This window comes from Candidatus Lokiarchaeum ossiferum (genome assembly GCA_025839675.1).
Classification (GTDB): domain Archaea; phylum Asgardarchaeota; class Lokiarchaeia; order Sigyniarchaeales; family Promethearchaeaceae; genus Lokiarchaeum; species Lokiarchaeum ossiferum.
In genome coordinates this window covers 621,686-635,217 of record CP104013.1, presented here as the reverse complement: position 1 = coordinate 635,217, position 13,532 = coordinate 621,686, and the positions used below count along the sequence as shown (strand labels likewise).

Annotated in this window: 11 protein-coding genes; 3 read left to right on the top strand and 8 right to left on the bottom strand. The window is 34.4% G+C overall.

The window, feature by feature from the left end; genetic code table 11:
• Nucleotides 1-4: 4 nt before the first annotated feature.
• From NEF87_RS02695 to NEF87_RS02675, 5 genes are all read right to left on the bottom strand, one after another.
• On the bottom strand, nucleotides 5-1,696 hold the full coding sequence (locus tag NEF87_RS02695) for a hypothetical protein (RefSeq protein WP_457918524.1): 1,692 nt from the start codon (nucleotides 1,694-1,696) through the stop codon (nucleotides 5-7).
• 28 nt (nucleotides 1,697-1,724) lie between these two features.
• Entirely contained in the window at nucleotides 1,725-2,537 is an 813-nt protein-coding gene (locus NEF87_RS02690) for an ABC transporter ATP-binding protein (RefSeq protein WP_457918523.1), read from the bottom strand.
• Nucleotides 2,538-2,854: 317 nt separating this feature from the next.
• Nucleotides 2,855-3,679 carry a helix-turn-helix domain-containing protein gene (locus tag NEF87_RS02685; protein ID WP_371804856.1) on the bottom strand — a complete coding sequence of 275 codons (825 nt, stop codon included), beginning with the start codon at nucleotides 3,677-3,679 and terminating at the stop codon, nucleotides 2,855-2,857.
• A gap of 100 nt (nucleotides 3,680-3,779) precedes the next feature.
• Nucleotides 3,780-4,232 (bottom strand): hypothetical protein, encoded by a 453-nt coding sequence (locus NEF87_RS02680; protein ID WP_457918522.1) that lies wholly within the window; start codon nucleotides 4,230-4,232, stop codon nucleotides 3,780-3,782.
• Between the two features lie 384 nt (nucleotides 4,233-4,616).
• The gene (locus NEF87_RS02675; RefSeq protein ID WP_457918521.1) at nucleotides 4,617-5,474 is read right to left on the bottom strand and encodes an SDR family NAD(P)-dependent oxidoreductase; all 858 of its coding nucleotides are present in this window, start codon (nucleotides 5,472-5,474) and stop codon (nucleotides 4,617-4,619) included.
• A gap of 145 nt (nucleotides 5,475-5,619) precedes the next feature.
• Here NEF87_RS02675 and NEF87_RS02670 point away from each other — a divergent pair, with 145 nt between their 5' ends.
• On the top strand, nucleotides 5,620-6,171 hold the full coding sequence (locus NEF87_RS02670) for an EXPERA domain-containing protein (protein WP_457918520.1): 552 nt from the start codon (nucleotides 5,620-5,622) through the stop codon (nucleotides 6,169-6,171).
• Nucleotides 6,172-6,289: 118 nt separating this feature from the next.
• Here the strand turns inward: NEF87_RS02670 and NEF87_RS02665 are convergent, their stop codons facing one another.
• Nucleotides 6,290-7,084, bottom strand: coding sequence for a tetratricopeptide repeat protein (locus NEF87_RS02665; protein ID WP_457918519.1), 795 nt, complete (start codon nucleotides 7,082-7,084; stop codon nucleotides 6,290-6,292).
• Nucleotides 7,085-7,468: 384 nt separating this feature from the next.
• On the opposite strand from NEF87_RS02665, the gene NEF87_RS02660 reads away from it, so the two are divergent.
• Complete coding sequence (locus NEF87_RS02660; protein WP_457918518.1) at nucleotides 7,469-10,138, top strand: ABC transporter substrate-binding protein; 2,670 nt, start codon at nucleotides 7,469-7,471, stop codon at nucleotides 10,136-10,138.
• Between the two features lie 134 nt (nucleotides 10,139-10,272).
• Here NEF87_RS02660 and NEF87_RS02655 read toward each other — a convergent pair whose 3' ends face one another.
• Together NEF87_RS02655 and NEF87_RS02650 are read right to left on the bottom strand one after the other, a co-directional pair.
• Entirely contained in the window at nucleotides 10,273-11,220 is a 948-nt protein-coding gene (locus NEF87_RS02655) for a 2-oxo acid dehydrogenase subunit E2 (protein WP_457918517.1), read from the bottom strand.
• A gap of 270 nt (nucleotides 11,221-11,490) precedes the next feature.
• On the bottom strand, nucleotides 11,491-12,630 hold the full coding sequence (locus NEF87_RS02650) for a hypothetical protein (RefSeq protein ID WP_457918516.1): 1,140 nt from the start codon (nucleotides 12,628-12,630) through the stop codon (nucleotides 11,491-11,493).
• Nucleotides 12,631-12,795: 165 nt separating this feature from the next.
• Here NEF87_RS02650 and NEF87_RS02645 point away from each other — a divergent pair, with 165 nt between their 5' ends.
• The gene (locus NEF87_RS02645; protein ID WP_457918515.1) at nucleotides 12,796-13,464 is read left to right on the top strand and encodes a cysteine hydrolase family protein; all 669 of its coding nucleotides are present in this window, start codon (nucleotides 12,796-12,798) and stop codon (nucleotides 13,462-13,464) included.
• The last annotated feature ends 68 nt before the right edge of the window (nucleotides 13,465-13,532 follow it).

Sequence of the window (13,532 nt, the reverse complement as noted above, 5' to 3'; positions counted from 1 at the left end):
AAAATTAATCATAGATTTTTGGCTTTGGAAACATTCGATTAAAGATTATATATCCAAGAATTCCGCAAATTGTTTCAATAGGTAGAAAATACACCGCTATTCCTCCAGTCCCTTGACTTGAAAGAAGTTCATCCATTCCCATTAAAATAATGAAATGTAACACTAATCCAATCAAAATAACTATACCCCATTTGATGACAATCCAATCTTTATTTCGTTCTTCTAAGGAATATCGGTATTTCATTTTGCCAAAGACTCTTACTTTATATTCAAACAACAATGTCCCTAAAACTGGGCCGATAGGAAGTGATATCAATCCAATTAAGATGGAATCTACGGAACTTCTATCATCAATGTTGAACAGAGACGCGGAAATCGTAAATATTAATGTGCAGATAGGTAAGACCGTAAATACCCACTTCAATTTAGCCTTAGCTTGTTCTCGAGGTACTATTGGTAAGGAAGCGATGATGGTTGCTCCATTACCATCGGTCCGCAATATGCTAAAAACGATATAAAATGTGGACATTATGATATAATCCATCCCAAAAATACCACCAAAAATTGAAAGAATTAGAGGTATGATGATAAATGTCATTGCTTGAATATCTCTTAATGCCATTTGCTTATCTTTTCTAAAATGGGCGGTTATTGGAGATACCGTCTGAACTTCAATATTTTCCCTTTTAGTAGAACTTTGCTCACCGGAAAACGAATTGGATGCATATCTACCAATTCTCTCTAATTTTATCAAAGCACTTCTGAAGGAAATTCCAATTATTAGTACCAAAATGACAAATCCTGTTCCAATCAATACAATTTCAAGTGAACTAAGTGGGGTTGAAGCTAAATTTGTACTTTGCATGAATAGTTGTATCAATACATATCCTCCATTTAATGGAAAAGGGATAATTCCCAAATATGTGTTGAGCATTGAAGCATCAAAAGGAATAATTGTCGGATAGAAAAATTGTGGAATTAACTCTATGGATAGCATAATCGCCATTATAATTATCAAAGATCCTCCAGCATATCCAAAAATAACTCCAATCCGAATTAAATTATTTTTTTTGGTGTTGGCTTCTCGGTTGGTTAGTACATTACTCACTTTTTCCCCAACATGTACCAGAACGGTAAAGGCAAGAATGATATTGACCACTGACAGAATCAACGCACAGAAGGTCAATAATATGCTTTGTGTCCCTATAGCTACTCCAATGGGCAAGACTAATATCATAGTATAAATTTGATAATCCAATCCGCGGAAAAAGGCAAAAATACTGATTTTACTCATGTGCTTCTTTTCTAATGGCAAGGTCGCAAGCCATCGAAAAGCTTCTCCCGTTAAAATACCAGAAGAAAACATAAGTGATAGGGACACTAACAATAAAATTTGCATTAATAGAAAGGAGGCAAGTATCATACTTCCCGCAAAAATCACCCATGTCTCCGAAATTCCTTGGGATAATGCAATTTGAATATTGCTGAATGTCATAATCGGAAAAATAATCATAATGGCCAGATACATAACTACCATGAATTTCAAGATAAATCCTTGTCCTTTCATATAGGATTTATCTGCAGACATTTTTTCTAACAAACGTTCTTGTCCCGAACCTGCCATGGCTAATTGTGATTCCATCCAAGCTTCTTGGTAAACATACTTCGATAAATGAAATAATTCTTGTGTGTTCATTGTTTTCATCTTGGTTTTGTTTTTAAAATTATGCTGCTTGCATCGTTTTTCGTAATTGGTCAATAATGAGATTAACTGATTCATCTTGTTCGGTGATCCTTAAGAAAATATCTTCCAGATCTAATGTATCATCTATCATATTCGTATGATCACGCAAGTCTTGAATTGTACCTTCTGCCAGTAGTTTACCTTGGGAAATAATACCAATTCGATCACACAAATCTTCTGCAACTTCCATGATGTGAGTTGAGAATAGGACCGCTCCTCCTCTTTGGGTGTGTAATTCCACCATTTCTTTAACCACTTTTACAGATTTAGCATCTAATCCTGCTAAGGGTTCATCCATAATCAAAAGGTCTGGGTTATGTAAGAACGCTGCAATTATCTGAATTTTTTGTTTATTTCCCCGGGAAAGGGTTGAAATAAGTCGTTCGTAATATTCAATTGCTCCTAAACTGTCCAAATATTGGGCCAATCGTTCTGTAATTTTCGGGTCGGTAATCCTCCTGATGCTTGCAATGAAGTTGAATAATTCTTTGGGAGTGAGTGATTTATAGATCAAAGGCTCTTCGGCAATATAGCCAATGCGTTTTTTCACCTCGATTTCATCACGTTCGGGATGTAACCCCAAAATGTTAATATTTCCATTATCCGGTGTTAACAAACCTAATATTTGTTTTATCGTAGTCGTTTTTCCAGCTCCATTTGGACCTAAAAGTCCATATACTTCACCTTTCTTAATATGAAAGGAAACATCGTTTACTGCATGCACATTTTCAAAGCTTTTTGAAAGCTGCTCAACATTTAAAACCTGAATTGATTCATTCTCGATTTTTGCCATGATTTTATTTTCCTAGTTGGTTTTTTTGTACAAATGGGAATGGTTCCACCCAAAATCCACTGAAATGGAAAAAAGACAGTAATGATCTCTTGTGAGAAATCAAGCGTTTGAATCTGGCTTGACCCGGTTCCTAAATATCACTTCGGAATCACTACTGTCTTTTCTTAAATTTCTGTGAAATTTGAATTTTGGTTATATGGACCGTGAAACTCTTCACAATTGCTTTTTGGGGGGTGGGAATCTAATCGTGGTTGATTAGAATGTTAAAAAAAAGAAATGGAACTTGAATTTTTGAATATAATTTCTGTTATTTTGAATTATTCTTCCTCATCTTCCATTTCAAAAATTTCTTCTATTGGGATCTTAAACACTCGTGAAATTTTCATTGCCAATTTCAACGAAGGCATATACTTTCCAGTTTCTAAGGAACTTATAGTTTGACGAGATACTCCAAGAGCATCCGCCAGATCAACTTGACTCATGTTGTTTTCTTTGCGTAATTCTCTAATTCTAGTCTTGATCTCATCTCCCTCCGTCATTTTGGCTAAAATATATGCGATAAATTCGTCGAATGCTAAGTTATTATCTGTGAATATTTTATCCTGCACTTTTTCGGGTACATCTTGCGTATATTGATGAATCAATTTATTGATGGTGGCTTCAATTTTGGTTGGATCACTTAAAGCAGGGATGTATCCTTCCGATAGGGCGTTCGATTCCAAGCTAACCGCTCCTGCCGTTTCAATTTTGATTGTAAATAAATTTAACCATCTATCTAACAAACTTTGATGAACATTAACATTTTGAACTCTGCTAAATGGAATAGATGTCTTCGTCCGTGCAAAAACTCCGCGCTTGATCACGATAAACTGTTCGGAGATTTCATAGGAAAAGTTTTTTATATAAATATTTCCAAAAAGATAGGCCAGATATACCGGTATGATAAATAGAGCAGCAACAATCAGAAGAATTACTGTCCATAAGCCATTAGGGGTTTGTTCAGCTAATACTAATTGCATGACCCAACCCATAATAATGATCGATAAGTTGATTATCGCCATTGCCAAGGTTGTTGCAATGAGCTGTTTCTTCACATAGCTGGATTCCAAAGTGCCAATAACCGGTTCAAATGTGTGTCCCATTATTTTATATTCCTTTTGATATTTATTATGATTTGTTATTTTTTGAAGTTAGAAGCAATCTCGCAAATCTGCAGTTCCTTTCTTTTCAGTGAATAAAAAATTATCGGTGGATTTTCTCCCCGCAAAATTGACAATAAACTACTTTATTTTCGAGTAATCCTTCAAGCGCCATTTCATCCAAGGAATTCTGGCAGGCGGGACAATTTAAAATCACATTAGATTTTTGCTGGAATGTTGGGTGACTGGAGAGACGAATTTCATGCGTATCCATTGGTCTTTGTGTATTAACTGAATTCTTTGAATTCATTTCCGCTTTATATATCATTGTGGTAACTATTACAACTCCCATGATAACAAAAAGTAAGATCATGATTACGGGTTCGAAGGAAATTGAAAAAGTTCTTCCTGTAGAGTTCATTCTAAACAAATAGAATCCTAAAAAGGCTATGATTCCCATGATGAAAATCATCATGATTCCGGCGGTTCGAGCTTTACTACCTCGATGGTTACTTTGCCCAGTAAGGATAGGGGCAATTATGGGGATATATGTCATTTATGTAATTTTCCTGTGAGGTTTACAGTTTTTCTGGATCCTATCTTCGATAGCGTTCGCTAGAGTGGAGAAAAGGTAGGATCATTTTTTGCTTAAATGTAAAGGTTCCTTTACATTTCTTGCTATTTATGTAAAGCTAACTTGACAATTTAAATCTTTGTAAGATTATTTTAAACATATTGTACTTCTTTAACGATTATTACCACTTCCAATAGAATATTTGGGTGGGATTGCTGGAGGTTTGGTGTTAATCTTCATAATCATTGGTGTAGTAAGCAAAAAAAAAAGAATTTCCCTAAATTAAACAAATTACAGTGCTCATTCGTTTTTTCAATGAATTTTTTTCTACCTTAACTTGGCAAACTTTCTTTTACCTTATTATTCTTAGTTTAATTGATCCCTCACTTTTTTTGTGCTAATTGTTTTTTTTTCAGATTCGTGGTCATACATTTTACGATTCATCTGCCCAATAAGTTTAATTGCCCAAGAACGAGGTAATAATTTCCTTAAAACGAAACTACTTAATCGATTTTTCCAGCCCGGAATAAAAAATGGAATATTACGATGTAAGGCATTCAGACTTTGTTCTGCGACTTCTTGAGGAGATTGAATGGGGGGCTTTATAATGTTATTTATTCTTGGTTTACTTGCTATAAAATTAGGTGTAGATGTTGCTCCGGCTGTAACAGCCATTACATGAACATTAAATGCCCGACATTCATCCCATAATGCTTCTGCTAAACTAAGGTTGTATGCTTTCGTAGCTCCATAATGCGCAACAAAGGGAGAACCTTGAAATGCAGTTAGAGAAGACATTAATATCACTCCTCCGTGTCCTCGTTTGCACATATCCGGAATCAATCTATAACTCCATTCCATTGGACCTCGACAATTAAGTTTAATTACTTCCCGGTGGGTTGTCAGAGAAGGATTAAAAAAAGATCCAATAGGAGAAAGGGCAGCATTGTAGACCAACAAATTGATTTCGTAGCTAGTCACAATTTTTTTAATCTCACATTCAACATTTTCTTGGGTTAAATCCAAAACAATTGGGAGTGCTTTAATAGCAAATTCTTCCATGATTTCATTTGCAATTTTTTCTAATTCATTCTTCCGACGTGATATTAATATGACATTTACTCCTCTTCTCGCAATTTCTCGAGCAAAAGCTTCGCCTATTCCTTGTGATGCTCCGGCAATCAATGCAAAAGGTCCGTATTGTTTTTTAAATTGATGTTTCATTTACGACTATCTCTCAAATAAATTTTTAGAAAAAATCATGTATTATATGTTCCTACTCGTTTAATAAAGTTTATATCTAAATTTTGCATTAATCCCAATCAATATATTTCTTTGAGAAGAAATTTGTGTAAAATAGGTAGTCTATATGTCGGAAAATATCCCTCTACATAATCGGATAAAACCAATGAAAATTATTGACTTGATTCTTATCGTCTTTTTTGCTTTCAATTTGGTTTTTATCTCATATCTTTTTGATATTGAGCAACTAGTAGTCTTAGATCATTCAACATGGGGCACAAGCGCATTTGTATATCCTTCCTGGCCTCCAAAATTCATTGTAGATCTCAATCATTGGGTTGGGGCAAATTTTGATCCTGCTTTATTAGAACGACCAGTCTGGTGGCGCGCTACCATTTGGATTGATGTTATTCTTTTTGGACCATTTTATGCAGTCGCAATTTTTGCTTTTATTAAAGGCAAAAACTGGATTCGGATCCCAAGCATTATGTGGGCTTCTATAATGCTCACGAATGTGTCTATCATTTTATTTACCGAATTTGTGGATCCTGCTTATGCTGGTAATGATCATTGGTGGGTGGTTATCTTAGCCAATTTAATGTGGATATTGATGCCAATTCTGGTCATTTATAGAATTGCTCGGTATCCTATCACATTTGAAGCAAAATCAGTAGATTAAAAATGGCTTCCTTTCCCATTTTTTATTTTTCCTCATTCTCTAAATCTTTATGTGCTCATCAGAATAAACTGAGATTTTATGTATTAAAATTCAAGCAAGGTCATTTAAATTCCAATTTTTAAATATTTGAATTGGGGAACCGTATTCGGTAATTCTCCACTAATTGATTGAACTCAGATTGGGCCTTTGTGTGTTTGTCGAGTTCATCCATTTCCAAATACAAGTCAATTAATTGTTCCCACGCAAGAAATGGTTCATATTCATCAACATAATTATGAGATTGGGTAGCTTTCAGTAGTAATTGTTCTGCTTGCACAAAATGTCCCCTCTCCCTCTCAATTTTTGCTAAATGAACAAGTCCTAAGACAAAATCGGCTTGTTGGGATAATATAAATTTAATAACTTGCTCAGCTTCCGAATAACGGTTCAAATATATTAGCGCTTCTGCGAAATAAACTGTAGCGTTCATGGATTGGCTAATTGTGGATGAAAATTGATTAACCATCTTCACAATATCAGAATAACGCTCTTGAATTTTCAAAAGTCTTAATATAAAGGCTAATATCTTGCTATTTTTTTCATCCAATTCCAACGCGAGTAGTGCATGTTCCTCTGCCGAATGATACAAATCTTGTCCTAAATAAATTTGAGCTGAGAGAAAATACATATTGCAGAGCATATTCGAATCGGAAGGTGGTATTTCTGCTCTGATTTTTTGGATGGTTTGTTCTGCTTCAATATATCTATACGTCATATAATAAATCCATCCTAATTCTAAACTTGCTTCAATACTTTTTGGATACTTTTGTAAAAATTTCCCAATTGCTTCTTCTGCTTCATGATATGAGTTAATTGACACCAATTTATTATAGGTTTTCATAAATTGATCAAGATCTTGGGAATAAGAAGTCATAAAGAATCTAAAATTTTTGGATATTAAAAAGATTGGTTTTTAGTAAATAGAGTCAATAGTCTTCTTTGTTTTCTAATTTAAAAAATCACTCCCCTTTTATCACAATACAATAGTTTTTTTCAATTCCCACGATGGACTAATATAACAATTTTTCAAATAATTTCCGCTAATTCCCTTGACATATATCTATTTATTTTAATCTTAAATAAAATGGGATTTTTTTTATTCAGAATTCATTTGACTCGTTTTTCGTAGGAAAAAAAAAACAGAAATTATTTATTCTCAAAAATGTACTTTAAGCTTAATTTTTGACTTCTATTTATCAGAAATACGATGTAAAAAGTAATTGAGAAAAAAAAAAACAAACAAATTCGGGTAGTTTTTATGAAAATACTAAAGAAAATAATAATTTTTAGCCTAATGTGTTATATTTTGATTCCTAGTACGACATCCAATATAACACAGTATAATACAGCGCCATCTAGTGCGGAGGTTGAATTACGTCCCTTAATTTATGGAACCACTAGTTTGGTTATTGACATGGAGCCTCAATATGCATGGGATAGCGCATCTTGTGATTTTATCGGGCAAATCTGTGAAGGCTTGTTCGCATATGACTTAGATGATCCGAATATGGCAATTGTACCACGATTAGCTACCGGATTGGGAACATGGGTTGAAGGGAATCCGGGTTATCATACTAATCAATGGAACTATACCATTGATTTAAGAACTGGTGTCAAATTCCATGATGGTTCGGATTTGACTGCTGAAGATGTTGTATTCACTTTTGATCGATTGAACGGTTTCTGTACAAACGATCCAGTAACTCAAATCACAGAATTATATAAACCCTTAGAATCAATTTATTGGGCAACTCCCCTCCTTATTAATAAAACTGAAGCTCTTGGCGATTATACGGTTCGATTCACTTTAAACTATAAATATGTTCCATTTGAAGCTCTTCTTTGTTTTACCGGATCCTCAATCTTATCATCTTATCCTGGGAGTACTCCTGCTGATATGTACGATACAGCAACTGATACTTTAATCGGAACAGGACCATACCAACAAATATCAAATACTCAAAACCAAACAGTATTTTCCTATTTCGAAGATTATTATGGTCCCGCTCCAACAATCCAAGAAATGACATGGGTTCGTTATGATGATACATTAAAAATGAATGAAGATTTTCTCTTTGGAGATATTGATTTTATACAATCCCCTAATATGGATATGTTGTGGGACTATGATAAGAGTCCAAATCATTATCTCAGTGCACCAATGCAAGGATCTGTCATTATTTATCTTGGATTCGATTGCAACCTCGTTGATATAAATACTCGTAAAGCGATGCAAGATGCGTTGAACTATTCCTATATTATCAACGTTTTGGGTGAAGGACAACTTGCTCAGATGACTTCTGCAATTCCTAAGGGGGTAATGTATCATGATCCGTCAATTCCTGCTCCGTTTATGAACTTAACTGCAGCACGGTTGCACATGCTTGATGCGATCACTGCAAATGAACAAGGAATCGTCCCAGGTGGTTTTGGTCTAAGCGAATCATCAACGGACCAAGACTGGGAATCGGTCACTCTTGTAACTTACAACTACGTGTACAACGATGGAAACATGATGCGAGAAAATGTTGGGAACTTAGCTAAAGAAAATTTTGCGAAAATTGGAATTAATTTGGTTATCGAAGGAAAAACCTGGGGTGAATTTTTAGATGCAGTTTTTGCTGGTGATGGATCATGTCACGTTTTTATGTTTGGCTGGGGCCCCGATTATAATGATCCAAGCAATTTTGTCAACCCTCTATTTATGGGGGGATCAAGCCAAAATCATGTACACCTTAATGATGTAGCTCTTGATGCCAAGATGGAAGCTGGATTAGTAGAAGATAATACTACTGCGCGTGAAAATCTTTATTACGAAATTCAACAAGATATCATTGATTTAGCTCCATGGGCATTTTTATATACTTCTAATTATCAAGGGGCATATGCCAACGAGATTTCGGAACCTAAACGCAATCCTATGAATGTTCTTAGATTTTATGAGATGACTTGGAAAGGAGAAATTCGTGTTGATGCTGATAATGATGGATTGTGGTATGAAAAAGAAATCGAATTGGGGACTGATCCGACCAATCCAGATTCTGATTTTGATGGAATTTGGGATCGAGATGAAGTTAAGGGAGGTACAGATCCAAATGATCCCCTAGATTTTCCAGGGGCTGATAGCGATTGGGATGGATTCTCTGATTCCCTTGAATTAGATTTGGGCACAAATCCTTATGATATTTCCAGTAATCCAGGAGTTGATAGCGACGGGGATGGGTTATCCTTGTTATATGAACATTATTACGGGACCAATCCATATAATGTAGATTCAGATGGAGATGGTTACTCTGATCTGGTGGAAATTCTGCCTAGTTTTCATGACGAATGGTGTGTTGAAATATCAGATCCCACTAATTCTACCGACTTTCCCGCAGATTTTGATCACGATTTTTTGGCCGATTATGAAGAAACATATCTCTATAGAACGAATCATCTTTTATCAGATACTGATACTGATGGGATACTGGATGGTGCAGAAGTGCATCAATATGGAACAAATCCCTTAGTGATGGATTCCGACTCTGATGGATTGAACGATTATTCTGAAATTGAGGTTTATCATACAGATCCTTTATGCCTTGATTCAGATAATGATAATTTGAATGATAATTTTGAAATCAAGCTGGGAACTGATCCTTTGGACGATGATACTGATAATGATGGATATTTCGATGGCTATGAAGTAAAAATGGGCAAAGATCCCCGTGATGCTGGTAGTTATCCTGGTGATGGCCAAGATTCTTCTACAACAACTGAAACGACCGAAACTTCTGAGACCTCTGACACAATGTCAACTGTTCGAGATAACCCCTTTGAAAATATTTTTGCCAATATTCCCGGATATTCAACTGTATTTTTACTGTTTGGTGGAATTTTAGCGATCTTCAGTATATTTATTCAACTGAAAAAGAATCGGAAATAGTTAAGATTCTTTCTTTTTTTATTTATTTTCTCAAAATTAATTTTTTTTCATAAAAAGCTACAAAATTTGGCTAAGTGTTAAATTCTGAATATCTAATTAACAAGAATGAAGAAAAAAGATGTTTTCAAAAAAGATTAGTCTATAACAAACTCTTTAGGATATTGGCGCGGTTTCTTTTTCCCTGTTTTTCGTAAAATCTCCCAATCAACCAAAGCAAGTTCATCTAAAAGGGTCCTCGAAAGTTTTGGAGGGGTAAGCAGTTCTTCTGGATTCTCGATAAACCTTTGCAATGTTTTCATCCCCATGATATAGGATAATCCTGTGGCAATTCGTTCATCAACGGTTGTTCCTATATCTACCATCTTTCGGGCGTACACCTCTCCTTTTTCATTGGCTACTGGCACATATCGATAGTTACCAACCATGAAACACCAACTCATGTTTCCCCAATCAAAAATATGGTGTAAAGATGCGTTTAACCCAATCGATCCCAAATTTGCCATCATAGCTCCAGTATACAACGGATCACTTTCTATCATGGATTTGGGCATAATTCCAAAGAAATCCAAAAGACGCATTATTTTTACTCCTAACATTAATAATAATCGTGGGAGTTTTCCAAAGAAATTCATCTCTGAGTCTGCTTCACTTCCTTTTTCTGATCTTGCTTTATTCACGTACTTATGAATCCGTTCTCGTACTGTATCAACAGTATCAAAAGGATCAAAATCAATTTTTGCCACAGTTTCTTTAGCTTTGTACTTTAACTGTTTTTTTACCAAGAATGAGAATTGAATCCGATTTCTTTGCCAAAATTGTCTTCCTAAAATAAAACGATTCATTTGAGGGTACATTGCAAAAGATCGGGTGCAAGCGGTCAAAAAAATATGGAAAAAGGTTAAACGATTAGTTTTATCTAAATTGTGGTCTGCATTGTATTTTTCAAGAAATTCAAGACTGTTCGTGACATCTAACTGGATTCGAAAGTAAGCGACCGATTCATCACGTGTTTTCATCACATGGGGTTCCAGAATTTTCATGCTAGGTATATTTTTTACTCTGGTGGCATCATAACGACTCATATTTTTCAACTTATTTTAAATTACTCGTGAAAATTGATTTAAGCATTCTTCACAAAATTTTTTAAACTTATTATTGAAAAGAAGAATTTCACGGTATTTGTTCAAATTTCTAATAATATATAAAAGAATTCGAGTCTAATCATTTATAATTTGAGATTTTTGAAAAAAAAAGTCAAAAATGTTCAGAATCAAAAAAACGAAACTTGATATCCTACATAAAATGTCCTGAAATTTGCAAGCAATTGATTCTGTCCCTTGGAGAAATTTGATTCATATTTGCTTAAAATTATCGGATAAATGAGACATTAAATTACTAAATTGAACTTGATCGGATAATTCAAAACGTTGCTTCAAATAAACGGCTTGTTTGTACCGTTTTTCATATCTCGGAAAGATTTCCAAAAACAGAGTTTGTATGGCATGAAAAATGGATGTGAAAATGCCTTCGTTTCTCTCTTCTATCTTCAAATTGTTGAGTTCTAATAGTGAGCTTTCAAATTGCTTTTTCAATTTCATTAGTTCAGTGAGAAGTTTGAGTTCATAATTCACTTGTATTACTGGAAGGGCTGGGCTATAGTATAGAATTCGGCCTGTTTTAGATTTTCTTGGATCTATTTTTGTAACTTGACCAAGTTCAGTATGAAAATTCATAACTTTTGATATAAGAGGGATAGATAGTCCAGTCAATTTATGCAAAGTGGGTTGTGAAATAATCTTGCGAGTTGTGCAATAGGCATTAATAAAAAGATGGTTATGTTTGATTAAAGATTTGTAGGATTGTCCATACGCAGCTTCCATGTATTTCTTTTCACAATCAAGTAGCTTTTCGTTAAAATGCGGTTCAATAAGTTTAGAAGCTTTTAAAAATTCATTGTCGGGATTTTTCCATGTGTTTAAAAATGGGAGATATTTATCAAAGCTCGGAATTGAGGAAAAGGGAATATTTTCTAGTAGCGCATATTGATGAAAATGTAACCCAAACTGAAAGAGTGTCTCTATACACTGGTTTTTAAAAATTTTTTGTCCGTATGTTGCATTAGGTTCTTTTTCCAATCTTTTTAACAACTTTAATAGGCCTTGCATCTCATTAACTGCTCTTAATTCAAAATCTGTGTAACCTTGTAACCCCAATTTATTTCTTCTTGAATTAAATTTGTAAAAATTTGCTTTATTTGGTGGAATCGAAAATTTATCATAAATTTTTGCATTTACTAAATTTCCCAGTATTCGAGATAATGTACTTTGAGAATATTTGGTTAATGTTTGCAATTGTGATTGAGTCAGTGAACCAAAAATAAAGAGATTTGCATTAATACGTGTTATTTTAGATTTCCGAGCTTTAAAAAATCCTTCTTTCTCAAAGAATTCACAAATAAGATCATAGTGGTTTTGAAGGTTTCTCGGAATCATATCTAGCTCACAAAGAATAATACGCTTTAAATAATGAAAAGCTATTGAAAATTAAGAGGTTTCGCTACTGATCATTATTGGGATCATAACAGATTAATTTTCTATCTTCTGAAAGTACAAGTATTTTAAAAACTTCATTAATTAGATAAATGGGTGAAAAATACTTTGAAAATTAATCAGTTCACAGAACAAGATGTGCTTTCCTTGGCTAAAAAGGGATACTATGAGGGAAAGGCAACTTTTGATATCAATCCAAAACGTTGTGCATTACTCGTCATTGATATGCAAGATGAATTTGTAAAACCCCACTGGACACCTGATTGGGTGCCTGAAGCCACCAAAATGGTTCCTCGATTAAGAAAAGTAATAGATCATTGTCGGGAAATGTCAGTTCCGGTCATTTATACTGTCTTCTCTAACACACACCACTATTTTGATAGACCAAAATCTGGAAAATATATGCCCATTCAGCATTCCGATCTTGGGATTGATTCATCGGAATTTTATGTGAAGGGGGAAGTGTGGCATGAATTAGCACCTCTAGATAACGAAATAATTATTCATAAACCCTCCTATGGAGCATTTCACGATACTCCCTTAGAAACGATCTTACGGAATTTAGATAAAGACACAGTCATAATTAGCGGGACTTTAACAAATTTTTGCTGTGATACTACTGCTCGCCAAGCATATGCACGAAGTTTCAAAGTAATTTTTGGAAGTGATATAACAGGAGCAGATGATCCAGACTTACAAGAGCCAGAATTACGGATTATGAGAAAAGGATTTGCTAGAGTCATGAGTGCAGAAGAAATTATCAAAAGTTTGATTTAATTTCTTAGTTTCCACTTCAATATTGTTAAGAAAACTCACTAATGAGGGATAAAATCAGAAATTCCAGT